Annotated in this window: 20 protein-coding genes; all 20 read left to right on the top strand. The window is 42.3% G+C overall.

Annotated features, from left to right (window positions below):
* The 20 genes from OCV65_RS04365 to OCV65_RS04270 all read left to right on the top strand — a co-directional run bounded on the left by OCV65_RS04365 (position 1) and on the right by OCV65_RS04270 (position 25,098).
* The gene (locus OCV65_RS04365; protein WP_008688043.1) at positions 1-312 is read left to right on the top strand and encodes a DUF6050 family protein; all 312 of its coding nucleotides are present in this window, start codon (positions 1-3) and stop codon (positions 310-312) included.
* 131 nt (positions 313-443) lie between these two features.
* Positions 444-842: a hypothetical protein gene (locus tag OCV65_RS04360; RefSeq protein WP_055057301.1), complete on the top strand. Its 399-nt coding sequence runs from the start codon at positions 444-446 to the stop codon at positions 840-842.
* Between the two features lie 13 nt (positions 843-855).
* Entirely contained in the window at positions 856-1,254 is a 399-nt protein-coding gene (locus tag OCV65_RS04355) for a single-stranded DNA-binding protein (protein ID WP_054335695.1), read from the top strand.
* A 14-nt stretch (positions 1,255-1,268) separates the two neighbouring features.
* Positions 1,269-1,661: a hypothetical protein gene (locus OCV65_RS04350; RefSeq protein WP_008371496.1), complete on the top strand. Its 393-nt coding sequence runs from the start codon at positions 1,269-1,271 to the stop codon at positions 1,659-1,661.
* On the top strand, positions 1,654-2,535 hold the full coding sequence (locus tag OCV65_RS04345; protein WP_055057302.1) for a replication initiator protein A: 882 nt from the start codon (positions 1,654-1,656) through the stop codon (positions 2,533-2,535). The genes OCV65_RS04350 and OCV65_RS04345 overlap by 8 nt, the downstream gene beginning before the upstream one ends.
* Before the next feature lie 10 nt (positions 2,536-2,545).
* Positions 2,546-3,364 carry a replication initiator protein A gene (locus tag OCV65_RS04340; protein WP_055057303.1) on the top strand — a complete coding sequence of 273 codons (819 nt, stop codon included), beginning with the start codon at positions 2,546-2,548 and terminating at the stop codon, positions 3,362-3,364.
* The gene (locus OCV65_RS04335) at positions 3,364-4,158 is read left to right on the top strand and encodes an ATP-binding protein (protein WP_055057304.1); all 795 of its coding nucleotides are present in this window, start codon (positions 3,364-3,366) and stop codon (positions 4,156-4,158) included. The genes OCV65_RS04340 and OCV65_RS04335 overlap by 1 nt, the downstream gene beginning before the upstream one ends.
* An 82-nt stretch (positions 4,159-4,240) precedes the next feature.
* Positions 4,241-4,732, top strand: a complete 492-nt coding sequence (locus OCV65_RS04330; RefSeq protein WP_055057305.1) for a PcfB family protein — start codon at positions 4,241-4,243, stop codon at positions 4,730-4,732.
* A gap of 23 nt (positions 4,733-4,755) precedes the next feature.
* The gene (locus OCV65_RS04325; RefSeq protein WP_330377032.1) at positions 4,756-6,615 is read left to right on the top strand and encodes a VirD4-like conjugal transfer protein, CD1115 family; all 1,860 of its coding nucleotides are present in this window, start codon (positions 4,756-4,758) and stop codon (positions 6,613-6,615) included.
* 123 nt (positions 6,616-6,738) lie between these two features.
* Positions 6,739-6,954: a Maff2 family mobile element protein gene (locus OCV65_RS04320; protein WP_017144663.1), complete on the top strand. Its 216-nt coding sequence runs from the start codon at positions 6,739-6,741 to the stop codon at positions 6,952-6,954.
* Between the two features lie 12 nt (positions 6,955-6,966).
* On the top strand, positions 6,967-7,836 hold the full coding sequence (locus OCV65_RS04315; RefSeq protein WP_055057307.1) for a VirB6/TrbL-like conjugal transfer protein, CD1112 family: 870 nt from the start codon (positions 6,967-6,969) through the stop codon (positions 7,834-7,836).
* 23 nt (positions 7,837-7,859) lie between these two features.
* The gene (locus OCV65_RS04310) at positions 7,860-8,324 is read left to right on the top strand and encodes a PrgI family protein (RefSeq protein ID WP_055057308.1); all 465 of its coding nucleotides are present in this window, start codon (positions 7,860-7,862) and stop codon (positions 8,322-8,324) included.
* Complete coding sequence (locus tag OCV65_RS04305; protein WP_172677497.1) at positions 8,206-10,662, top strand: VirB4-like conjugal transfer ATPase, CD1110 family; 2,457 nt, start codon at positions 8,206-8,208, stop codon at positions 10,660-10,662. The genes OCV65_RS04310 and OCV65_RS04305 overlap by 119 nt, the downstream gene beginning before the upstream one ends.
* Positions 10,663-10,807: 145 nt before the next feature.
* On the top strand, positions 10,808-13,609 hold the full coding sequence (locus OCV65_RS04300; RefSeq protein WP_055057348.1) for a CD1108 family mobile element protein: 2,802 nt from the start codon (positions 10,808-10,810) through the stop codon (positions 13,607-13,609).
* 42 nt (positions 13,610-13,651) lie between these two features.
* Positions 13,652-13,954, top strand: a complete 303-nt coding sequence (locus tag OCV65_RS04295; RefSeq protein ID WP_008688068.1) for a DUF4315 family protein — start codon at positions 13,652-13,654, stop codon at positions 13,952-13,954.
* Positions 13,908-15,332 (top strand): CD1107 family mobile element protein, encoded by a 1,425-nt coding sequence (locus OCV65_RS04290; protein ID WP_330377030.1) that lies wholly within the window; start codon positions 13,908-13,910, stop codon positions 15,330-15,332. Before OCV65_RS04295 ends, OCV65_RS04290 begins: the two co-directional genes overlap by 47 nt.
* 6 nt (positions 15,333-15,338) lie before the next feature.
* Positions 15,339-17,411, top strand: coding sequence for a DNA topoisomerase 3 (locus tag OCV65_RS04285; protein WP_055057309.1), 2,073 nt, complete (start codon positions 15,339-15,341; stop codon positions 17,409-17,411).
* Between the two features lie 69 nt (positions 17,412-17,480).
* Positions 17,481-23,774 carry a SpaA isopeptide-forming pilin-related protein gene (locus OCV65_RS04280; protein ID WP_055057310.1) on the top strand — a complete coding sequence of 2,098 codons (6,294 nt, stop codon included), beginning with the start codon at positions 17,481-17,483 and terminating at the stop codon, positions 23,772-23,774.
* An 88-nt stretch (positions 23,775-23,862) separates the two neighbouring features.
* Positions 23,863-24,003 (top strand): hypothetical protein, encoded by a 141-nt coding sequence (locus OCV65_RS04275; RefSeq protein WP_166460071.1) that lies wholly within the window; start codon positions 23,863-23,865, stop codon positions 24,001-24,003.
* Positions 24,004-24,009: 6 nt separating this feature from the next.
* Positions 24,010-25,098, top strand: a complete 1,089-nt coding sequence (locus tag OCV65_RS04270; protein ID WP_055057311.1) for a DUF5688 family protein — start codon at positions 24,010-24,012, stop codon at positions 25,096-25,098.
* Positions 25,099-25,134 lie beyond the last annotated feature (36 nt).

Genomic DNA, 25,134 nt, shown 5'->3' with positions numbered 1-25,134 from the left:
ATGACGATTGGAGATGTAATTAAAAAATCAATTCTGCCACTGGCATTTATGGTATTCTGGTTTTGGATGACAAAAACAATTATGAAGGTCAGTGGGCAGACGGATTGGTTCTGGTGGGTATTTATTGCCGGACTTCCATTTGGAATACATAAAATGCGGTTGATTCTAATTCCGAGAGGAATGGATACCACAGCAACACTTGGGATGGCTGCATTAAGTGTCATTATTGGAGCATTGATTGGAAGCATCATGATTCCAGTGTATGTGATCAGAGCGATATACGTGTTTATACGGTATGTCATTGGAAAATAGAATATTAGATTGATAAGAGGCAGGCTTGCGAAAATAAAAATCGTAAGTCTGCCTCTTTTTTTGTGCTTAAAAACAGGCAATTCAGGGGAATTCCCTTTTGCAAATATATATATTCTTGGAGGATTTTTAAGATGAGAGAGCGAATTGAAAGTAAGCATGTAACAAAGGAAATCAAAAGTCAGATGCCAGTGATTCCGGGGGCAATTGTTAAAGAAAGAGGCTGTACGTTCTGCCCGTATTATCTGGGCAATTATGAGAAACAGCCACGCTGTATGATGAAAACCTGTGCTTGGGATGATGAAAATGAACGTTTCCATCCAGTTCTTCGTGGACTGATTCCATTTTACAAAGAGAAGATGGAAAAAGCAGAAGAGAAGTTCTTGGCAATGAAAAAGATTTACACAACGCTGTTAGGAATGTTTGCCGCTGAAATGAAGCAGGAAGAGTTGGAAAAAGATGAATGTTACGGATGTGCCTATGGAAAATGTGGACCATGTATCGGTATCTGTTACAAATCAATGAAAGCATAGGAGGGGGAAGCCAATGAATACAACAGTTATTTCTGGGCGATTGGTAAGAAATCCCGGATACAACGAAGTGGAGAATGAAAAAGGACTTCATAAGATTGCCAAGTTTGTTTTGGCAGTCAGAAGAAATTATTCCGATGAAGTCAGTTTCATTCCGGTAAAGGCTTTTGCGAAGAAAGCAGAATTTGCCAGAGATTATCTGATACAGGGAACGAAGGTCATGGTGGAAGGCGAGATTGTCACGGGTAATTATGAAGATAAAGATACCGGAAAAAAGATTTATACCACCGAAGTGTATGCAAACCGGATTGAATTTGCTGGTGCAAAAATGGTTGACAGACCACCGTTTCCAGAAGATGCGGAAGGGTTCTTAGAGATCCCAGAGGGCATGGAAGAGGAAATGCCGTTTAGATAGAGGAGGATTAAAAGATGGTTTCAGTAGATCAGGCGTATATGGTAGAGCATATGAAAAATGCCGATGGAAGTATCAATAACAAAAATGTAGTGCTGTCAGCAGCATGTGAAGCAGCAGAACTGTTCCAGTGCATGATGTCAGTAAATCAGAAACTGGAGGACTGGCAGAGATTTAACCACACTTTGGAGATGCATCTGAGGAGTGTGGAATGTGAGAAAATCCATGATATCTGTCAGGCAGTATATGGAATGAAACATCCGTCCAATGAACTGGAAGGATTGTATCTGGCAAGGGAGGATGAACAGATATGCCTGCTGTATTATCAGGTATTTGTGGGTATGTTGGAAATCAATATCAATTCAGCTGAAGTGCTGTACAAACAGAAGGAGGAAATAATCAATGAGTAAGATGGAGTATATGCCGGTAGATTGTCTGCAGGTGCCAAAGATGCTGTTCCAGATGGAAAAATACAAAAATCTGTCAAATACAGCAAAGATTTTATACAGCTTATTTCTGGATCGCTTAAAATTTGCGGTGCAGAATGGCTGGGTAGATGGTGAAGGGGATTTATTTGTAATCTATCCGAAAAGTGAAATGAAAAAAGACCTGAATACGACCAGATATGGGGTAGATCAGGCAGTACAGGAACTGGTGGAGGTTGGAAATCTGGTGCGTATCATTTCAGACAATGGAAAGGCGAAACACTTTTATATCAATGATATTTATGAAAATGAGATGGAGAAAGAATCAATGATGACATTAGACAGCATTATGGCAAATATGCCGATGGAAGAAAGAGAAATTATCATGGACAAGATGGTGAAAGCATCCAGAGATATTCTGGAAACGATTGCGGATATGGGATATCTGGATGAATATGAGACACCACTGACTTCAATGGAAGAAAGAAATTATCGAGATGAGCTTGGACAGCTTGATATTGATCAGATTTCCTGTGATGGCTATGAATTTGGCATGGACCTGGCATTTGGAATCCTGGAAGAAAATGAGGAAAATGCTGATAGAGTACTGGACATTCAGAAGTATGTGAATAGGCAGCATAAAAAGTGTTCAAAAAAGAAATTTATGAAAGTTTTGGAGACTCTGGTACACGCAATAGGAAATGATGAAGGATTTATTGCCGATATGTATGCGTGTGATAAAGAGGCAAGGAAAATTTATCTGGAAGAAGCGGTGAATGCGTTCAATTATGTGCTTGATGAATTGTGTCATGGCACAGGAAGTGCAGCAGGGTATGACTTCAACAATATGGAAGAATAGGAAATAAATTATGGCAGATTTTGAATACTTCAGAGCAGAAGAATCTGACCAGTTTTCTTTTTTCCGAATACCGAAAGCCCTGTTTACAGAAAAGGAATTTCAGAGTCTTTCCACAGATGCAAAACTCTTGTATGGAATCCTTTTAGACCGCATCAGTCTATCAAAGAAAAATGGCTGGATTGACAGTGACGGTTATGTCTATATCATTTATACGATTGCAGAACTGCAGGATCTTTTGCGGATGTCCCATACGACTGTAACAAAGCTCCTTTATGAACTTGACAGTGTGCATGGAATTGGACTGATTGAACGTTACCGGCAGGGAAATAACCGTCCCTCTGTCATATATGTGAAAAATTTTGTGAAACGGGTCAGAGGAAAGCCAGACAGATATTTTCATTCTGGATTGCAAGAAACTGGAAGTCCGGATAGCAAGGAGTTGGAAATCCGGATAGCAAGAAATTGGAAGTCCGGGCAGCAAAAAAATAGAAGTCCGGACTGCAAGAATCTGGAAGGAAGTAATACTAAGATAAATAAGACAGAAAAGAATCATACTGATAAGAGTAAGAGCAACACTCACGCTTTGGAAGAAAATTTCAGTCAGTATGGGAGATTCAAAAATGTTGTTCTGTCGGAACCGGAACTGCAGGAGTTGATGACTTTATTTCCGTGGGACTACCAGAAACGGATTGATCATCTTTCTGTTTATATGAAATCCAGTGGAAAAGAGTATCAGAATCATTTTGCAACAATCTGTCTTTGGGCAGAACGAGATGGAGCCAGGGCAGGAATGGACAAATATGAATTTCAGGAAGGAGAAAGCCTGTGATGGAAAATAAAGTAACAGCAGATTATCTGGATGAAGAGGGATGTCTTCATTGTGGTATCTGTGGAAAAAGAAAACAGATGAAAGTCAGTCTGATGGGATTTGAGCATGTAGTGTCCTGTTTGTGCGAATGCGAGGTAAAAGCCAGGCAGGAACTGGATGAGAAGATGCAGCGGGAAGAAGCACAGAGGCTGCTTTATCAGAGAAAGTCAGTCGGACTTCGGGAAAGAAGATTCTGGGAATGGAAATTTGAAAATGACAATGGAAGCAACCAGAAGATACTAATCGTCAGGCAGTATGTAGAAAATTGGACAGATATGAAGAGAAAAAATGTAGGACTGCTTCTGATGGGACCAGTTGGAACCGGGAAAAGTTTCTTTGCAGGCTGTATTGCAAATGCACTTTTGGAACAGGGAGAACGTGTCATGATGACGAATTTTTCCAGGATCTTAAACGAAATGACCAGCTATCAGGCAGATAAGAACCAGATTATACAAAATCTTGTGGATTATCCGCTGCTGATTATTGATGATTTAGGAATAGAACGAAATTCCGAGTTTGCTTTGGAGCAGGTCTATAATGTGATAGACAGCCGCTATTGTAAAATGCTTCCGCTGATCGTAACAACGAATCTGGGACTGAATGAAATGAAATCCACAGATTTGGATACTGCCCATCAGCGTATTTACAGTAGAATACTTGAAATGTGTGTTCCCATCTATTGTGGTGGAGAAGATAAGAGAAAAGAAGAAGGGACAGAAAAACTCGTACAGGTGCAGAACCTGATTACCGGTTAATCTGTCTTTTTTCATTAAAGGGGGTGATTGCCATGATTACAGATCTGGACAGCAGTTGAATCGCTGAAAGGAGGGAAAAGGCATGCAGGAAGAGGTAACTCAGAAAACGGTCACGTTCTGTATTCGGGCTACTAAGATTACGGCAGACCTGTTGAAAAAGGTTCTTGTTGCGTATCTGCGTCATCAGAAGCAGAAATCAGTAGAGAAGAAAGCACAGAAAAATCAGCCGAAACAGGGAAAGGTCACGGTAAAAGAGCTGGCAAAACAGAATGCCGGGATGGTCAATATCGAGATCACAAATAAGAATATCAAGTCCTTTGAACGGTATGCCAGAAAATACGGGATCAATTATGCTCTGAAAAAAGACAAGAGCAAAGAGCCTCCGGTTTATCTGGTATTCTTCAAGGGACGTGATCAGGATGCACTCAATGCTGCTTTCCGTGAGTTTTCCCAGAAACAGATTCAAAAAGCGAATAAACCTTCCATTCATAAGCGTCTTGCAGCTTACCGGGCAATGATGCCAAAGAAGACGAAGGACAAAGTAAAGAACCGGCATCAGGAGCAGAGTCGATGAAAAAGAAAAGCTGCAAAACTCTGATGCAGAAGTGGAAGAATAAAATCGGGGGTAAGCTGTCCGCCCTGGATAAAAAGGAACTGGTTCTTACAAATATTCCTTATGCTCTGGCTGCTTTCTATGCAGACCGGGCATTTTTTCTTTACCGGAACAGTCCGGGAGAAGATATGGGGAACAAACTATTATATGCGATGGAACATGCAGATCGGATCTTTACAGGGATTCTGTTGAGCTTTGACCTGAGAGATCTATTGGTTGGAGTTACTGTCGCAGTTATTTTGAAATTATTGGTTTGGCAGAAACAGTCAGATGCAAAGAAACTTCGGAAGGGAATCGAGTATGGTTCAGCCAGATGGGGAACTGCAGAGGATATCAAGCCTTATATGTCAGATGATCCCTGGATGAATATTCCGTTGACAGCAACAGAAGCATTGGCTATGGAGAGCAGACCAAAGCAGCCGAAGTATGCGAGAAATAAAAATATCGTGGTCATCGGTGGTAGTGGTTCCGGTAAGACACGATTTTTCGTTAAACCGTCGGTCATGCAGATGAATTGTTCCATGGTCATTACAGATCCAAAGGGCACTCTCATTGAGGAGTGCGGGAAGATGTTAGCAAAGGGACCGCCTAAGAAAGATAAGAATGGAAATATTATGAAAGATAAGTCTGGAAAAGTAGTTCATGAGCCCTATGTGATTAAGGTTCTGAATACCATCAATTTTTCCAAATCGCTTCATTACAATCCATTTGCCTATATACGGTCTGAAAAAGATATCTTGAAGCTGGTGACAACAATCATTGTGAATACCAAAGGCGAAGGGGAAAAAGCTTCCGAAGATTTTTGGGTGAAAGCAGAGAAATTGCTGTACACAGCACTGATTGCTTTTATCTGGTATGAAGGGGATGAAGAGGAAAAGAACCTGAATACCCTTCTGGATCTTTTGAACGAAAGCGAAACCCGTGAAGAGGATGAAACTTACCAGAATCCTGTGGATATGATGTTCCAGGAGCTGGAAGAAAGAGATCCGCAGCACTTTGCGGTCAGACAGTATAAAAAATATAAAATGGCGGCTGGAAAGACAGCGAAAAGTATTTTGATATCCTGTGGAGCCAGACTTGCCCCATTTGATATCGCAGAACTTCGTGAGATCATGTCTTACGATGAAATGGAACTGGATAAGATCGGAGACAGGAAAACAGCCTTGTTTCTGATCATGTCTGATACAGATACAACCTTTAACTTTGTGATTGCCATGTTACAGTCACAGCTTTTCAATCTGCTTTGCGATAAGGCAGATGATAAATATGGTGGAAGACTTCCGGTGCATGTGCGTGTCATCGCCGATGAGTTTGCCAACATCGGGCAGATTCCTCAGTTTGACAAGCTGATCGCAACTATCCGAAGCAGGGAAATCTCTGCTTCTATTATTTTGCAGTCCCAGAGTCAGCTAAAGGCAATGTATAAGGATAGTGCAGATACCATTTTGGGCAACTGTGATACTACACTTTTTCTTGGTGGCAAAGAGAAAACCACCTTAAAGGAAATGAGTGAGCTTCTGGGGAAGGAAACCATTGACCTGTATAACACTTCGGAGACGAGGAGTAATCAGAAGTCCTTTGGATTGAACTACCAGAAAACAGGCAAACAGCTGATGACGGAAGATGAGATTGCAGTCATGGATGGAGGAAAATGTATCCTGCAGATCCGTGGTGCCAGACCATTTTTTTCGGATAAATATGATATCACGAAACACAAAAACTATCGGCTTCTTGCAGATGAAAACGAGAAGAACCGGTACAAAGTAGAGAAAGAGTTAAATCCACAGTACACACCGAAACCCGAAGAAGAGGTGGAAGTGATTCATGTAGAACTGTCGGAGTAACCTTGGGAATGAACGAAAAATAATGAGGAAAGGAATAACTGACATTAGGTGCGCCGGCTTTTTAGTCGGTGTTTTTTCATTCCCGTAAACACCTGAAAGAAGTCAGTTTTGGTTTATGAATATATGGCATTTTTTAGCAGCGCAATTACAACTTTAAAAACTCTTGTAGTCGCTATCGGCGCAGGTCTTGGTGTGTGGGGTGTCGTAAACCTTCTGGAAGGATATGGAAATGACAATCCCGGCGCTAAGAGCCAGGGCATCAAACAGCTGATGGCTGGTGCCGGAATCATGCTGCTGGGAACTACCCTGATTCCACAGCTGGCAACATTGTTCTCTTAAGAGGAGTGGTAGATGAACACCATCATTGAGAGAATTACGGAAGCGATAAAGGATATCCTGATTGGACTTATCAAGTCATGTTTGGATAACATGTTCACGTCTGTCAATGAGCAGGTGGGAACCATAGCCGGGCAGGTGGGACAGACACCGCAGGGATGGAATGCAGGGATTTTTAATCTGATCCAGAATATATCCCAAACGGTGATCGTCCCCATTGCGGGACTGATCATCACCTTTGTCCTGTGCTATGAATTGATCACGATGGTAACACAGAAAAACAATTTCCATGAATTTGAGACTTACAATATTTTTCTCTGGATCTTCAAAGCGTATGTAGCCATTTATCTGGTGACAAATACGTTCAATATCACGATGGCGGTCTTTGACGTTGGCCAGCATGTGGTCAACAATGCCGCCGGGGTGATATCAGGAAACACTGCGGTGGATGCAACAGAAGCAATTACACGAATTGTGGATGCCCTGGAGGATATGGAGTTAGGGGATTTGTTCCTGCTATCCATGGAAACGCTGCTGATCAGTATTACCATGCGGATTCTGTCGATCATCATAACCGTTATTTTGTACGGAAGAATGATAGAAATTTACCTTTATACTTCCATAGCACCAATTCCGTTTGCCACCATGACCAATAAGGAATGGGGCAATATCGGAAACAACTATTTAAAAGGCTTGTTCGCACTGGCATTTCAGGGATTCTTCATGATGGTCTGTGTGGGAATTTATGCAGTTTTAGTAAATGCAATGACCATATCCAGTGACCTTCATGCAGCAATGTTTTCAGTAGCGGCTTATACCGTGATTCTTGCATTTTCATTATTCAAGACCGGAAGCCTTAGCAAATCGATATTCAATGCCCACTAACGGGCAGGAAAGGAGCGCATACCATGGCGTATGTACCAGTACCAAAAGACCTTACCAAGGTCAAAACAAAAGTAGCGTTAAATCTGACAAAGCGGCAGTTGATTTTCTTTTCACTTGCCGCAGTTGTGGGAATTCCGTTTTATCTGTTCATGAGAAAACCAATCGGTTCCAGTATCGCTGCCATTTTGATGGTAACGGTCATGCTTCCGTTTTTCTTCATGGCAATGTATGAAAAAGACGGGCTTCCCTTTGAAAAAGTGGTGGCAAATATGATTCGACAGAAGTTTATCTGTCCGGCAGTAAGACCATATAAGACAGAAAATTTTTATCAGGAGATTTCCACCCTTGTAAAAAAGGAGGGTGTGCCGGATGGCAAAAAAGACAAAGCAGGAGGCTCAGCAGGAGCGTCTGTCCCTGGCGGAAAAAAGAAACCGTCAGGAAAGAAGAAACAAAAAAAGCAGAAAAGAAAGAGAACAGGAAAAGCGTAAAAAGAAACAGGAACGGGACCGTAGGAAACAGAAAGGCATTCCTACAACTGCACAGCAGAGTATTCCGTATATTCGGATGCTGCAGGATGGTATCTGCCAGGTGACAAAGACCTTTTTCTCCAAGACGATTCAGTTTTATGACATCAATTATCAGCTTGCTTTAAATGAGGATAAGACCACGATATTTGAGAATTACTGTGATTTTTTAAATTACTTTGATTCTTCCATCAGTGTGCAGCTGTCCTTTATCAATCAGCAGGTGGATGTGGCAGAATTTGAGAAAAGCATTGACATTCCGGATCAGAACGATGACTTCAATGCCATTCGTGAAGAATACCGTACTATGCTGAAAAATCAGCTTTCCAAAGGAAATAATGGTCTGGTAAAGACGAAGTATATCACTTTTGGAATTGAAGCAGAAAGTCTGAAGGTAGCAAGACCAAGGCTTGAAAGAATCGAAACAGATATCTTAAATAACTTTAAGGTTCTGGGAGCACAGGCACATTCTTTGAATGGACTGGAAAGGCTGGAGATTCTGTATCATGTGTTCAACCAGGATCGGATCGAACCATTTAAGTTCCAGTACAAGATGCTTCCGGAAACCGGATTAAAGACCAAAGATTTTATTGCACCGACTTCCTTTAACTTTTCCAAGAATCAGACATTTTTGATGGGAAGAACGATGGGAAGTGTGAGTTACCTTCAGATTCTTGCACCGGAGCTGACAGACCGGATGCTTGCAGATTTTCTGGATGTGGATGACAGCATCAATGTCAACATTCATATCCAGTCCATTGATCAGAGTTCAGCAATCAAGATGATCAAGAGTAAGATTTCTGATCTTGATAAGATGAAGATCGAAGAGCAGAAGCGTGCGGTACGTTCCGGTTATGATATGGACGTGCTTCCATCGGACCTTGTGACTTATGGCGAAGAGGCAAAGAATCTGCTGGAAGATCTGCAGTCCAGAAATGAGAGAATGTTCCTTGTGACAGTTCTGGTAATGAATACCGCAAAGAAGCGTCAGAAGCTGGATAATAATATTTTCCAGGTGCAGGGGATCGCACAGAAATATAACTGTTCCTTAAAACAGCTGGATTATCAGCAGGAAGCAGCACTCATGTCCTGTATTCCGCTTGGAGTCAATCGAATTGAAATTCAGAGAGGGCTTACCACATCTTCAACGGCGATCTTCGTGCCATTTACGACACAGGAACTGTTTCAGGAAGGGGAAGCTCTTTATTATGGATTGAATGCATTATCCAACAACATGATCATGGTTGACCGGAAACGTCTGAAGAACCCGAATGGACTGATTCTTGGTACACCAGGTTCCGGTAAGTCCTTCTCAGCAAAGAGGGAAATTACAAACTGCTTTTTGATTACGGAGGACGATATCATTGTCTGTGATCCAGAAGCCGAATATTCGGCACTTGTGCAGGCGCTGCATGGGCAGGTGGTAAGAGTTTCGCCGGTATCTGACCAGTATATCAATCCAATGGATCTGAATCTGAATTATTCCGAGGAAGACAATCCACTGTCACTGAAAGCAGATTTTATTCTGTCTTTGTGTGAACTGATTGTTGGAGGAAAGAATGGATTGGAGCCGGTAGAAAAGACCATTATTGACCGTTGTGTGCGGTTAGTATATCAGGAATACCTTGCCGATCCAGTACCTGAGAAGATGCCAATCCTAGAGGATTTATATAATCTTCTGAGAAAACAGGAAGAACCGGAAGCACAGCGACTGGCCACATCATTGGAGATTTATGTTACAGGTTCTTTGAATGTGTTTAATCATCAGACAAACGTGGATATCAATAACCGCATTGTATGCTTTGACATCAAGGAACTTGGTAAGCAGCTGAAAAAAATCGGGATGCTTGTAATCCAGGATCAGGTCTGGAACAGGGTAACGATGAACCGTTCTGCCCATAAGTCCACCAGATATTATGTGGATGAGTTCCACCTTCTTTTGAAGGAAGAGCAGACCGCAGCTTATAGTGTGGAGATATGGAAGAGATTCCGTAAATGGGGTGGTATTCCAACTGGCATCACCCAGAATATTAAGGATTTGCTGTCTTCCAGGGAAATTGAGAACATTTTTGAAAACTCAGACTTCATTTATATGCTCAATCAGGCTTCCGGAGACAGGCAGATTCTGGCAAAACAGCTGAATATCTCACCAACCCAGCTGTCCTATGTAACCAACAGTAATGAGGGGGAAGGACTTTTGTTCTATGGAAATGTCATTATCCCATTTGTAGACAGATTCCCGAAGAATTCCCTCTATAAAATCATGACAACCCGCTTAGAGGAGACTTCCGAAGCAGGTTAAATCAAAGGAGAAAACAATGTTACGAGCAATTTCATATGTATTAACTTTTAGTGGCGGTGCTGTTTTCGGCATCGCTTTTCTCTGCTTATTACAGGCAGGGAAAGGGTATCCGAAGAAGGAGGAGTAAGTAGTGGCAGAACAGAGAATGAAAGTCAGGGACAAGAAAGTCCAGAAGATGACCAAGGATGGGCTGGTGGAAGAAAACCTGACAGATAAATCTTCTGTTCGTGTCAGTAACCGTGTCGGTGATGTGCAGATGGGAAGAAAACAGGGGGAAAAAGAAGAAAACCTTGTGGATAAGTCTCCCCGCCAGTCTGAACGGAGTGGGAAAAATATTCGACCCTCTGTGCAAAAATCCAGGGATGCACCGGAACTGATACGGACAGAGAAGCAAAGTGAGGATTTGGGACAGAGTAGTAAACAGCAAAATAGAAAAAGAATCCGTGCTGAAGTCGGAAAAGAATCCAGACTTGCAGAAAAATCCGAAGCCGGACAGTCAGGGAGACTGAAAGAAAAACGTGCTGATCTATCAGAAAACAGAGGAGACAGCCGGAGAAATCAGACAGGTGGCAGCAAAAAGCCAAAACAAAAACAACGTTTGAAGTTTGCTTATGAGGAAACTGGTGCTTCTGTGAAAAATGACAAAGATATGGAGAAATTGAACCAGATGGATACGGATGGAGTCAATTTCCGCCATCAGAAACAGAAGGAAAAAGCCAAAAAGTTTTCTTATGAAGAAGCAAGAAAGAAAAAGGAAGCAAAGCAGCATTCCAAGAAAGCACAGGTCTATCAGGCAAATGAAGGAGAAACTCCTGGAAAGAAAAAATCCCGTTTGAAGTTTGGTGAAGGGGAATCTGTGAAAACAGAAAAAACTTCTGTTGTCAAGAAAGCAGGAAGTGCAACTTCCGTAGCATTACACCGTGAGATTAGCAAAAATGAAGACGATAATGCGGCGGTAGAAGGTGCCCATAAGTTAGAAGAAAGCGGCGAAGGTGTTTACCGGCTGGAACAGAGAAGTGCCAGACGCAGGAAACAGTGGGCATCCAGAAAAAGAAGCAGACTTGAGAGACAGGCAGAGAAACAGGCACAGGCTGCATCCCATCAGGAGCAGAAGAAGCTGAAAAAACAGATTCAGAAGCAACAGATCAAACGGGATTATGCCAAAGCGAAGCGAAGTGAACAGATAGTAGGAACAGCTACAAAAGGTACGATTGATTATATTAAGAAGATTGGCGGTAAGGTCACCAACTTCTTTAAAGAAAACCGGAAGGTGTATATCAGTGTGGCAGTTCTGATCGGATTGATGTTTCTGATTATAACGAATGTCACGTCATGCTCTGCAGTGTTTTTACAAAATGTGATCACTTACACGGGAACCAGTTATCTGTCATCGGATCAAGCAATCCGGGAAGCGGAACTGTATTATACACAGCTGGAAGCTAATCTGCAGGAGCGGATTAACAACATGGAGTCTGAAGAATCGGGACATGAGGAATACCGATATAACATCGGACCTATTGAGCATGATCCGTTTATCCTAATCAGTTATCTGTCAGCAAAGTATGAGGAGTTTACTTTTGAACAGGTCAAGCCTGAACTGGATGCATTGTTTGTAGAGCAATATCATCTGACTACTGAAGCAGTCAATGAAACTGTGACAGAGACAGCAACAGTAAGAGTTGGAGAATCGTTGGGACAGGTTGTAACAAGCGGATATTGTAACTGTCCAATCTGTTGTGGTATTTGGAGTGGAGGACCGACTGCCAGTGGAGCATATCCAACAGCCAATCATACCTTAGCAGTAGATGCTTCCAATCCGTTTGTTCCAATGGGAACAAAGGTGGTCATGAATGGTGTCGAATATACGGTAGAAGATACCGGAGCTTTCGCAAGATACGGTGTACAGTTTGATGTCTATTATGACAGTCATGCGGCAGCATCCGCACATGGTCATAAGACCTGGGAATGCTATCTGGCAGATGATAATGGAAGCCAGGAAGTGGAAGTGACCAGGACAAGAGATATAGATGTGCTGAATGTCACCTTAAACAGCGGAAATCTGATGTCGATCTGTCAGGACAGGCTGGGATTTTTCCAGAAAGAACTGTTCAGTGTCTATAACGATACGAAAGGTAATTTACAGATGTTTGCGACACCGGTTGATTTTAACTGGTATTCCAGTGTGACAAGTTATTATGGATATCGGATTCATCCAATTTCAGGAGCAAATCAGCTTCATAATGGTATGGATATCGGAGCGCCGGAGGGAACAAAAGTAATGGCAGGGCTGACCGGAACGGTTACAACTTCTGCTTATAACGACAGCTATGGCAATTATGTTGTGATCAAGGACAGTAAAGGCTATGAACTGCGGTATGCACATTTAAGTAGCCGGAGTGTATCTGCAGGTGTATCCGTCACGAAAGGTGATGAGATTGGTCTTGTAGGAAATACTGGAAATTCTACAGGAAGCCATCTTCATATTGAACTTCTGAAAAATGGAGAGCGCTTAAACCCGATCTTTTATCTGGAAACTGGAGAAGGGGCAGGCTTTGGCGGCAATGAATACACCAGTGAAGCGGCACAGCGTTTGTTGAACGAAGCAGCGAGATATCTAGGAACACCGTATGTGTGGGGTGGATATTCTCCAAGTGGATTTGACTGTTCTGGATTTGTAAGTTACTGCCTGACAAACTCTGGTGTAAGGAATACAGGAAGATTGACTGCACAGGGACTGTATGACATCTGCACGCCGGTATCTCAGTCAGAAGCACAGCCGGGAGATCTGATCTTTTTTACAGGCACTTATGATGCAGGAGTTCCGGTAACGCACATTGGAATCTATGTAGGCAATGGTCAGATGATCCATTGCGGTCATCCGGTGCAGTACACGTCCATCAATTCACCATACTGGCAGAGCCATTTCTATGGATTTGGACGATGGTAAGAAAAAAGGGCGGCTGCATCAGCCGTCCGGAAAGGAGAAGCGATGAAAAGTCTTGAAAAAGCAACGGCGGATTATGAGAAAGCCAAGGAAAAAATGGAAGCATCCAAAGCCAGATATGAAGCAGACTTAAAGCGGTTCAAGGCTGCGGAGATTGCAAAAACAGAAGCGGAAAATCTGGAAATTGTAAGAATTATCCGTGCAATGGATATGAGTATTCCGGAATTGGAAGCTTTCAAAAAGAGAATGAAAAATGAACTGCCCGGCAGGGTGGAAATACAGAAGGAGGAAACAAAAGCCGATGATGAATCTGGAAAAAATGAAACAGAAGAAGAGAACAATTACTAAAAGCAGGGTAAAAAAGGGCTTGCTTGCAGCAACGACATTTCTTTGCCTGACAACACCTTTGCTCCAGACACAGACTGCTTATGCAGCTGAGAATACCACACCTGCGATTACGATTGAGAAACCGGATGGCTGGAAACAGGGAGAAACAACCATTGCTGTTACGGTAGATGCCAGCCATATGCCGGAAGGTTTCTCAATAGCAAAGATTGAAGCGAAAGCAGGAAAAGATGGAAGCTGGCAGGATGTAACCGGAAGCGGAAGTATCACGATCACTGGAAATCAGACAGTGTATGTGCGTGTGACAGATGGTGAGGGAAAGGTCTATGAGCAGAATCGCTCTATTAAGTGTTATGACACGGAAAAGCCGACACTTTCTGCTTCTCTGACAGATGGTGTGCTGACGATTCAGGGGAATGATACAGTATCCGGGATTACTGCGGTAACAGTCAATGGCACCACTTATACAGACTTGAAGGATGGAATGCTGAGAGTGCAACTGACACAGAAAGATTTTACTACAAAACAGATTGAGATTACGGTAACAGACGGTGCTGGAAATACTTCTGAAAAGTATGTGTTGCAGAATCCTTACTATGAATGGGCAAAGAAGCAGGCAGAGAAACAGAAAACTTCCAGTGACAGCAATGGTGCAATGGCAACTACGACCAGTGCAGATGCAACGGGAACTGAGAAAACAACGACTTCTCCGCTTCCGCAGGATGCACAGGCTTCTGAGCCGACAGATGCAAAAGGGACCGTGGATGATCGGACAGTAACAGGTATTGAGAAACAGCTTAATAAAGAAGGCGAGACGGCAGAATCCGTTACAAAAACAGCTACGGAAGGAACAAAAGAGTTTTATACCATTTCAACAAAGAGTGGTAAGATTTTCTATCTGATTATTGATAATTCAAAATCTCAGGATAATGTGTATTTCCTTACCGAAGTCAGTGAGAAAGATCTGATGAACTTCACACTTTCTAATTCAGTGACACTTCCGGAAGTAGATACTGTTTATGCAGAACCAGAGAAAAAAGCAGAGGAAGAAAAACCGGAAACGACAGAGTCATCCGAGAAATATAAGGTAGAGGATGACATCCAGATGCCGGAAGATAAAAGTTCATTTGGAACGTATCTTTTGATCGTACTGGTTGCAGTCGGAGCTGCGGCAGGAGGATATTACTTCAAAGTCTATAAACCAAAGCATGAATATGATGACGAGGATGAGATGGAAGAGGATGAAGATGAATCCGAAGATTCAGAGTCAGAAAAACGGGAAGTAGACGATGCAGATGAGCAGGAAGAAAGTGCAGAACCGGAAATCCTGAGAGATGAAGATTTCAATGATGATGTACTGGAAGATGAAGAAGAGGAGTAGGAGTAAATGAAATTAGTGATTGCAGAAAAGCCATCGGTTGCGATGGCACTGGCTTCGGTACTGGGAGCCAGAACAAGAAAAGATGGCTACGTGGAGGGAAACGGTTATATCGTTTCCTGGTGCATAGGACATCTAGTTGGATTATGCGATGCATCGGAATACGATGAAAAATATAAAAAATGGAGATATGAAGATCTGCCGATTGTGCCGGAATGCTGGAGACACAAGGTTTTGGATGGAACAAAGAAGCAGTACGGAATCTTGAAAAAACTGATGAGAGATTCCAATGTAGATGAAGTGATCTGTGCTACTGATGCAGGACGTGAAGGAGAGTTAATCTTTCGCCTGGTGTATGAGCAGGCAGGATGCAAAAAGCCGATGAAGCGGCTCTGGATTTCTTCCATGGAAGAACAGGCAATTAAAGATGGATTTGCGTCATTAAAAGACGGTTCGTGTTATGACAGTCTCTATCAGTCAGCACTTTGCAGGGCAAAGGCAGACTGGCTGGTGGGAATCAATGCGAGCCGTCTTTTTTCCGTTCTGTATAACCAGAATCTGAAAGTCGGAAGAGTGCAGACACCAACACTTGCCATGATCGTGGATCGAAATCAGAAGATCAAGGAATTTACCAAAGAAAAATATTATATGGCTCATATCAAGTTTGATGATATGGATGCGGTTACAGAGCATTTTCAGAAAAAAGAGGATGCAGATAAAGTGGCTGCGGACTGCCTGGAGCGGATGTGCGAAGTGGAAAAGGATGATGTGAAAGAGAAGACGGTACGCCCTCCAAAACTCTATGATCTGACCACTCTTCAGAGGGAAGCAAACAGAATGTTTGGCTATACCGCACAGCAGACATTGGATGCCGTGCAGGAGATGTATGAGCAGAAGCTTGTCACTTATCCGAGAACAGACAGCCAGTATCTGACAGATGAGATGGAAGAAAGCACAGAAACTCTGATTCAGATGTTACTTGGGAAAATGCCTTATGTTGAAGGTCTGGAATATCAGCCAGACGTGAGTAAGGTATTAAATTCAAAGAAAGTATCTGATCACCATGCGATTATCCCGACTATGGAAGTAGCCAAAGCAGATATTGGTGAACTGAAAGAACGAAACCGTAAGATTTTGTATCTGATCAGTGCCAGGGTACTGACGGCAACCGCAGATCCTTATATTTATGAGAGCCATAAATGTCAGATTACCTGTAATTATCATACGTTTTATCTCACGGCAAAGAAAACAAAGCAGGAAGGATTCAAGGCGATCGAAAATAAATGGAAACAGTTCTTTGGCGTAAAGATTGAGAAAGAAGAGCCGGAGCTGGATATCTGGGCAGGCAAGCATTACGGCCCTTGTGATTCTTTTGTATCGGAGCATTTTACACAGCCACCGAAACAATACACAGAAGATACCCTGCTTTCTGCAATGGAACGTGCAGGGAATGAAGAACTGACCGGAGATACAGAAAAGAAAGGACTTGGCACACCGGCAACAAGGGCAGCAATCATTGAAAAACTGATTCAGTCTGGCTTTGTGAAAAGGGAAAAGAAAAATCTGGTGCCGACAGATGATGGCAATGTACTGATTACGGTTCTGCCGGATGAGATTAAATCTCCGAAGATGACAGCAGAGTGGGAAATGGCATTGAATCACATTGCCCAGAATACAGAGACCGCAGATGAATTTCTAAATGGGATTACAGAGCTGATGCAGGAACTGGTTGCCAGATATCAGGGTATTTCAGAAGAAAAGAAAGGGCAGTTTCAGGGAAAAGCAAAAGGAGAAGTCATTGGCAAATGTCCCCGCTGTGGAGCAGATGTCAGGGAAGGAAAAGTAAACTTTTACTGTTCTGACCGGAACTGTGCTTTTACCTTGTGGAAGAATGATAAATTCCTTGCAAGCCAGGGGAAAAAGATGGATAAGGCGGCAGCAAAGAAGTTCCTGGCTAAAGGAAAAATCCATTATAAGGATCTGGTATCCAAAAAAACAGGGCGACAGTATGAAGCAACTGTGGAAATGGTTGATCCCGGCGAGGGGAATGTGCAGTTCAATCTGATTTTCCCACAACGATAAGTAGTGTATTGCAGGCAGTCTAAGGACTGTCTGTTTTCATACAAATATTATGAAAGAGAGGACCTTAGCATGAAGAAAAAAGGTAATTTTAGGAAAGTAGTATCTGGATTGCTGGCAGGCATGACAATGCTTAGTACAGTGTTATCTCCGATGACTGCATATGCAGCGGAGATTCAGCCAGAGAAAAAACCTCCACTTTATGAGGATGTGAAAGATTTTCTGGATGAAGATGAAGTGGTGACTGCCAAAGATTATGAAATTGAAACAGGCAGTGTATTTGATGTGAAATCAGACTACACAGGACTGGAAATCAAGGATGATGACAAGGTTAAAGTCACATTTGAGGAAGCAAAGAACGACAAGGATGAGGATTTTACGACAGATCATGCGGACACTTACAAAGCGGTCTATTATGTGGAACCGGTAAATCAGGAGCATCCGAAGTATCAGATCAGCCGAAAGTTGATTGTGCGTGAGAAAGAAACAGAAACGCAGACAGAAACTGCAGGGAGTGAAGCAGTAACCGAATCCGAAACAGCTGGCAGTGAACAGCAGACAGAGGAAGCGGAGGAGTCAGAATCAGACTCGGAAATTACCGATATTGATGCTGATGAATTTGATGATTTAGTAGAGCAGGCACAGAATCAGGATACCTATGATGAAGAATCAGGGTTAGAGCTTCACGATGTTTTGGAACAGGCAGGAGACAAAGGTGTGGATCTTGATTCTATGGAAGAGGGAGAGATTGCAACATTTGAAGCAGTTTCGGCTTATTCAGCAAGAAGCACACAGCAGGTAACAATTGAAAAAGGACCACTGTATAGATATGCAGATTATAATCTTGGAACCTATCTGACAGAGCCGTACTATATCAGCTACGGAAGCGTCAGAGCAATTGCGTATTGTGTACAGCCAGCTAAGCCAGGGCCTGGATCTGGAAATTATACAATTACAAAGATTGGAGACAATCACGCGTTAGCAAAAGTGTGTTATTACGGTACAGATGCCGCAGGAAGCGAAAGTTTTTTCGCGAATAAACACACAGATTTTTCAGAAGGAAAAAGATTCATCATTATTCACATGGCTGCATCTTATGCCAATGGAAGCAGTGATGCGTTCTATGGAACAAATGCTACAGGCGAGGCTTTGGCAAAAGAACTCTATAATTATTGTGTGAATAAGCCGGAAATACCAGATGTAGCGATGTCATTTTCCAAACCGAATGTAAAAGCTTATGTAGATGGAAATGTTCAGAGAACGGAGAACATTCAGTTCAACGCATCTTCCCAGCAGAAAATTACAATGGACTTACCAAAGGGAGTAAAGTTTCATAATGTATCTACTGGAAATGTAAGTGCGGCAGGTGCAAGCGTAACAATTGGAGGAGGAACCACGTTTTATCTCTCGGCTCCTCTGACACAGACAAAAGATGTAAGTGCTACTTTTTCTGCAAAGATGAAGGGAAGTATTACAAAAGATTATTCAGCATATAAACTGACTACGAATGCAAGTGTTCAGGATCTGGCATTTGTGTTTGGAGAAGGTGTCGCTGATGAAAAATATGTAAGCTTAAAGGTGTCCTGGATTGAACAGGCTACGATCGAAATCGTAAAGAAAGACGATACAGCGGATGTTAATCTTGCAGGTGCAGTATTCGGTGTATACAGCGATGAGGCTTGTACAAAGCTGCTCACTCAGATGCCGGCAACAGATAAGAATGGAAAATCTTCTGTTACGATCATCAAGACACAGGATACCGTTTATCTGAAAGAGATCACAGCACCACAGGGATATGTAGTAAATGCAACGGCAACAAATGTAAAACTGGTAGCAAGTAAGACTTCCTCTGTGACTGTAGAAAATAAAGAACAGCTTGCAGAGCTTACCATTTACAAAGAAGGACAGGTGCTTTCCGGAGCAGATGTCAGTGAAAATGGAACGGTATTTCAGTATGAAAACCGCAGACAGAAAAATGCAGTGTATAACGTGTATGCCGGGGCAGATATCGTAACTGCTTATGGCACAAAAGTGTACAGCAAAGGAGACCTGGTAAAAGAAAATCTGACAACAGGTGAGAATGGTTCTGTTACACTGAAGAACCTGCATCTTGGAAGCTATGTGGTGAAAGAAGCAAAAGCACCGGACAATTTCTATAACGGCAGCGAAGAAAAGTCAGTGACTCTGACTTATGCCGGACAGAATAAAGAAGTTGTATTTGCAGATGTGACTTTTAACAACGAAAGACAGAAAGCAGACGTTTCCGTAGTAAAACAGGATAAAGATACAAAGAAACCACTGAATGGCGGTATTTTTGCACTGTATGCATCCGATGATATTAGAAATGCAGACGGAACCGTTGTTGTGAAAAAAGGAACACTGATTGAGAAAGCAACTACTGGAGCAGATGGAACTGCAAAATTCACAGCAGATCTTCCGATTGGATATTCCTATTCCGTAAAAGAAGATCAAGCGCCGGAAGGCTATGTAAGAAATACAGAAGATGTGTATACGTTCAAGTTTTCTTACACCAATGATAAAGAAGCAACCGTATCATTTGCCCATACCTTCAGCAATGACCGTGTGACAGCAAAGATCAATTTATTCAAAGTTGATAAAGAAACAGGAAAAGCAGTACCACAGGGAGATGCCACACTGAAAGGTGCAGTTTATGGTCTGTATGCCCGTGAAGATATCGTGCATCCGGACGGAGCAACCGGAACTATTTATAAAGCAGGAGAACAGGTAGCGTCTCTTACAACAGATGACAAAGGACAGTCTTCTGTAAAAGGTTTATATCTTGGCAAATATTATGTCAAAGAGATCACACCGCCGACCGGATACCTGGCAGATACAGAAGAGCATGATCTTGTGTGCAGTTATGAAGGAGATATGACAGCAGAAGTAAAAAGAGAGTGCACTTCCAGTGAGCAGGTCATCAAACAGCCATTTCAGATCATCAAAGCAGCCAACAATGGAAAGACCGATGCAGATCTGTTATCCGGAGCCGGATTTACAGTTTATCTGAAATCTTCCCTTACAAAGAAAGCAGATGGAAGCTATGATTTTGATTCTGTCAAACCAGTAGTGAGTGGAGAAAATGGAGCAACTGAGATTTTCACAGATGAAAAAGGGTATGCCTGCAGTATTCCATTACCATTTGGAAGCTATATAGTGCGTGAAACTACAACACCGCACAATTACAAGCCAGTCGATGATTTTGAAGTGAATATCACAGAACATCATCCAAACGAGCCACAGATCTGGCGAGTGCTTCTGGATGAAGAGTTTAAGGCAAAACTGAAAATCGTGAAAAAAGACGATGAAACAAAGAAATCTGTATTGATTGCAGGAACAGAATTTAAGGTATATGACCTGGACAACAAGAAGTATGTGGAGCAGGTAACAACTTACCCAGTGACAACTACTCACAAGTCCTATTTTACGGACAGCCAGGGATATCTGATCATGCCGAAGAATCTGAAGATCGGACATTACCGAATTGAGGAAGTCAACGCACCGGAAGGGTACACAATCAACAAGAATTATGTAGAGATTGCAGTGGATGCAAACACAGCATACCAGATGGATTCTGAAAGCGGAGATGCCATTATTACGGTAGATTACGAGAACCATCCGGTAAAAGGAAAGCTGACGATCTATAAAAAAGGTGAGATGCTGACCGGATTCAAGAAGGATTTTGTTTATGAAGAAAGATACCTGAAGGGTGCAGAATTTAATGTCTATGCAGCTGAAAATATTTATACACCGGATTACCAGAAAGATGAAAACAGAAACAGACAGCTGATCTATGCAAAAGATGCACTGGTAACAACGGTAACGACTGGGGAAGACGGAAAAGCAGTTGCTGATAACCTGCCGCTTGGTTCTTACTATGTGGTAGAAGAGACTGCACCGGAAGGATTTGTCCTGAACCATGACAGATCAGAAGTCGCATTTGTCTATGCCAATCAGGATACACCGGTGATTGAACAAGAAGTGACTGTTGGCGATGACCGACAGAAAGTTGCGATTCAGGTAGAAAAACAGGATGCAGAAAATGGTGCAACCGTAGCAGGAGCTGTCTTTGGTATCTATAACAAAGCGGATATCAAGGCAGATGGAAAAGTAATCGTGAAAGTAGACACACTCTTACAGGAAATGACCTCTGATAATAATGGTCTTGCAGTATGTACGCTGGATCTGCCACTTGGACAGTATTATGTGAAAGAGTTAAAAGCACCGGCTGGATTTGTGTCCTCTGATGAAGTTCTGAATCTGAATGCTTCTTACCAGGGACAGGATGTGAAGACAGTAAAACTGAAAACAGTGAAAAAGAACCAGCCAACAACAGTAGAAATTACGAAATCTGATGTAACAACAGGTGTGGAACTGGATGGGGCAAAACTCACCGTTCTTGATAAAGAAGGAAATGTTGTGGATCAGTGGACTTCTGTAAAAGATCAGCCACATGTGATCAAACGACTGACAGTTGGTGAGGAATACACTCTTCGTGAGGAAATGGCACCTTATGGTTATCTGAAAGCAATGGATGTGAAGTTCACGCTGGAAGATACCGAAGAGATTCAGAAAGTAGAGATGAAAGATGAAGTACCGACAGGACTTCTGATCATCAACAAAAATGGAGAGTTTTTGGATAAAGTGACACTTCTGGACAATGTAAAAGGTACTGTGGAGCATCTCTTTGAATATGTAACTGGAAGTCTTACAGATGTAACTTTCGATGTATTTGCTGCGGAAGATATCAAAGCGGCAGATGGTGTCAGCGAAGATTATTTTAAAGCAGATGAAAAAGTGGGAACCATTACCACAGATTCTAATGGTATTGCACAGATGGGAGATCTCCCGGCTGGCAAGTACTATGTGAAGGAAGTAAAAACAGCCCATGGTTATGTGCTGGACAAAGAGCCGAGATATGTTGACCTTTCCTATCGTGATCAGGATACACCAGTTATCACTTATGATGAGAAATGGCAGAATGCCCGTCAGAAAGTAAAGGTTACGGTTCTGAAGAAAGAAAAAGATACAGAACGTGTTCTTGCAGGTGGTGTCTTCGGTCTTTATACCAGTGAAGATATCAAAAATGCAAAGGGTGAGGTACTCCTTGAGAAGGAAAGTCTGATCGAGCAGCGAGTAACGGATGAAAAAGGACAGATTACTTTTACGGCAGATCTTCCGATAGACGGAAAATACTATGTGAAAGAGATCTTTGCACCGGACGGATTTGTTACAACAGATGAAGTACAGGAGTTTACCTTTGAATATGCCGGAGAAGACCAGGCAGAAGTAAGCTACGACTTTACTTTTGAAAATCAGCCAACCACAGTGGAGTTGTCCAAAACAGACCTGACAACAGGTAAAGAACTTCCAGGTGCACACCTGAAAGTAACGGATTCAGATGGCAATACAGTAGATGAATGGACTTCTACGGAAGAATCCCATGTGATCAAAGAACTGGTTGTTGGTAAGAAATACACCATGACAGAGACAAAACCGGCAGATGGATATGTTACTGCAGAAAGTATTACCTTTACAGTAGAGAATATAGCAGAGGTTCAGAAGCATGATATGAAAGATGATGTGACAAAAGTAGAGATCAGTAAGACGGATATCACAGGAGAAACTGAGATTCCGGGTGCGAAACTGACGATTCTCGATAAGGATGATCAGGTAGTAGAGAGCTGGACTTCCACAGAGGAAGCACACTATATCGAAAAACTGCCAATCGGTAAATATACCTTACGTGAAGAGCAGGCACCGAAAGGATATCTTCTGACAGCCGATGTGACGTTTGAGGTGAAAGACACCGGAGAAATCCAGAAAGTGGCTATGAAAGATGATACTGCCAAGGGAAAAGTGATTCTCAATAAGACAGATAAATCGTCAGGAGAACCACTGAAAGGGGTAGAATTTGAACTCCGTGACAGTAAGGGAAAAGTTCTGGAAACCTTAAAGACAGATGCTGCAGGTCATGCGGAAAGTAAGCTGTATGAGATTGCCACATTTAAGAACGGCAAATATGATGCGGCGATCAAGTATTATCTGGTGGAAACAAAGACACTGGACGGATACACACTGGATCAGAGCAAGCATGAAGTGACGTTTGCCTATGCAGATGACAGTACACCGGTCGTGGAAGTCACTTTCAATCTGACAAACGAGAAACCGGAAGTTCCAGAAACACCGAACACACCGGATACACCACAGTCCCATGAAGAGACAAAGATATCAAATGCACCGAAAACAGGTGACAGCACGAATATCTGGCTGCCGATCCTACTTCTTGTAACTTCCACAGGAGGTATGGCAGGACTTTATATCAGCAGAAAAAGGAAAAGCAAATAAGGAAACCAAAATCAATGGTTATGATTGGGAGCTTCTATGTGAGGCTCCCTTTTTCATACAAAAAAATCACAGAAAGGAATAGAAAACTATGATGAAAGCAATGGAAAAAAGACAGGAAGCACGAAAAAACCAGGAGAAAACTTTAAAGAGAATGATGGCTTATCAGAAGAAAGCCGAGCAGATGATCAGCAGAAAAAGAATGAACCATCACATGATCAGAAAGGGGTAAAAGCGTATGATGAACAGAAAAGAATTTTATGAATATGTCAAAGACAATGTAAAGGAGTATCTGCCAGAGTCTTACAAGGACGCAGAAATTAAACTGCAGGAAGTAGAAAAAAACAACGGGTTGAAGTTGACAGGTATTACGATTCCAAACGGAGATCAGAGAATCGTACCGACAGTCTATCTGGATTCCCTCTACCAGGAATATATCCATGGAAAAGATGTAGACTCTTGTGTTGGCGATGTGGCTGATATGCGTATTGAGGCACAGGGAAAAGCAGAATTTTTTGATATGGGAGTTACGGATATTCTGGATTATGAAAAGATGAAGGACAAATTACAGATGAGAATTTGTGATAAGGAATGGAATACCGATCTTCTTGCAGATAAAGTAGTCACAGAACACGGAGATTTTGCAGCTTATTATGCAGTAAATCTGGAGGAAAATGGAGAAGGGATCAGCAGTATTCCGGTAACTGTTTCTCTGATGAACGAGTGGGGAGTATCTGCCGAACAGATTCAAGCGAATGCGATGGTGGCAGACCGAAAACGTGGTGTCACACTTATGGATATGAATGAGATTATCAAATCTATGATTTTTGGTGAAGAACCAGAAAACCTGCTGAATGAAAAAATGGATATGGAAGCCATGGAAAACCCAATGTTCTGTCTGACAAACAAAGCTAAGATGAATGGAGCTTCCCTGTTACTGCAGGAAGATATTCGTAAACAGATTGGGGAATGCCTGGGAAGTGATTACTTTGTCATCCCATCTTCCATTCATGAAGTGCTGATTCTTCCTGATAACGGCATTTTTCAGGTTCCGGAATTAAATGCGATGGTACAGGAAGTCAATGAGACACAGGTGGAAAGACAGGAACAGCTTTCGGATAAGGTTCAGTTCTGTGATAAAAAGACCGCAGTAATGGAAAATGCTGAGCGTAGGGAAGCTCGTTTGGAGAAAGAAAAAGCAGCCGAAAAAGTGGAAGTAAAAGGTGGAATCCATGGAAGACTGGAAAAAGCCAAGGCAGAAATCAAGGCAAAAGAGGGAGACAAAGTGCCAAAGAATAAGTCAAAAGAGCTTGCCACAGCATTATAAAGAGTAACAACGATGATTTTAAGGGGACTGTGCTAA

Source organism: Dorea ammoniilytica, from assembly GCF_025567415.1.
Lineage (GTDB): Bacteria > Bacillota > Clostridia > Lachnospirales > Lachnospiraceae > Claveliimonas > Claveliimonas ammoniilytica.
This window is presented reverse-complemented; position numbering and strand designations above follow the sequence as displayed.

Excerpts from the sequence above, each read along its gene's own strand:
- OCV65_RS04365 (WP_008688043.1), top strand. The coding sequence starts at position 1 with ATGACGATTGGAGATGTAATTAAAAAATCAATTCTGCCACTGGCATTT.
- OCV65_RS04360 (WP_055057301.1), top strand. The coding sequence starts at position 444 with ATGAGAGAGCGAATTGAAAGTAAGCATGTAACAAAGGAAATCAAAAGT.
- OCV65_RS04355 (WP_054335695.1), top strand. The coding sequence starts at position 856 with ATGAATACAACAGTTATTTCTGGGCGATTGGTAAGAAATCCCGGATAC.
- OCV65_RS04350 (WP_008371496.1), top strand. The coding sequence starts at position 1,269 with ATGGTTTCAGTAGATCAGGCGTATATGGTAGAGCATATGAAAAATGCC.
- OCV65_RS04345 (WP_055057302.1), top strand. The coding sequence starts at position 1,654 with ATGAGTAAGATGGAGTATATGCCGGTAGATTGTCTGCAGGTGCCAAAG.
- OCV65_RS04340 (WP_055057303.1), top strand. The coding sequence starts at position 2,546 with ATGGCAGATTTTGAATACTTCAGAGCAGAAGAATCTGACCAGTTTTCT.
- OCV65_RS04335 (WP_055057304.1), top strand. The coding sequence starts at position 3,364 with ATGGAAAATAAAGTAACAGCAGATTATCTGGATGAAGAGGGATGTCTT.
- OCV65_RS04330 (WP_055057305.1), top strand. The coding sequence starts at position 4,241 with ATGCAGGAAGAGGTAACTCAGAAAACGGTCACGTTCTGTATTCGGGCT.
- OCV65_RS04325 (WP_330377032.1), top strand. The coding sequence starts at position 4,756 with ATGCAGAAGTGGAAGAATAAAATCGGGGGTAAGCTGTCCGCCCTGGAT.
- OCV65_RS04320 (WP_017144663.1), top strand. The coding sequence starts at position 6,739 with ATGGCATTTTTTAGCAGCGCAATTACAACTTTAAAAACTCTTGTAGTC.
- OCV65_RS04315 (WP_055057307.1), top strand. The coding sequence starts at position 6,967 with ATGAACACCATCATTGAGAGAATTACGGAAGCGATAAAGGATATCCTG.
- OCV65_RS04310 (WP_055057308.1), top strand. The coding sequence starts at position 7,860 with ATGGCGTATGTACCAGTACCAAAAGACCTTACCAAGGTCAAAACAAAA.
- OCV65_RS04305 (WP_172677497.1), top strand. The coding sequence starts at position 8,206 with ATGGCAAAAAAGACAAAGCAGGAGGCTCAGCAGGAGCGTCTGTCCCTG.
- OCV65_RS04300 (WP_055057348.1), top strand. The coding sequence starts at position 10,808 with ATGAAAGTCAGGGACAAGAAAGTCCAGAAGATGACCAAGGATGGGCTG.
- OCV65_RS04295 (WP_008688068.1), top strand. The coding sequence starts at position 13,652 with ATGAAAAGTCTTGAAAAAGCAACGGCGGATTATGAGAAAGCCAAGGAA.
- OCV65_RS04290 (WP_330377030.1), top strand. The coding sequence starts at position 13,908 with ATGATGAATCTGGAAAAAATGAAACAGAAGAAGAGAACAATTACTAAA.
- OCV65_RS04285 (WP_055057309.1), top strand. The coding sequence starts at position 15,339 with ATGAAATTAGTGATTGCAGAAAAGCCATCGGTTGCGATGGCACTGGCT.
- OCV65_RS04280 (WP_055057310.1), top strand. The coding sequence starts at position 17,481 with ATGAAGAAAAAAGGTAATTTTAGGAAAGTAGTATCTGGATTGCTGGCA.
- OCV65_RS04275 (WP_166460071.1), top strand. The coding sequence starts at position 23,863 with ATGATGAAAGCAATGGAAAAAAGACAGGAAGCACGAAAAAACCAGGAG.
- OCV65_RS04270 (WP_055057311.1), top strand. The coding sequence starts at position 24,010 with ATGATGAACAGAAAAGAATTTTATGAATATGTCAAAGACAATGTAAAG.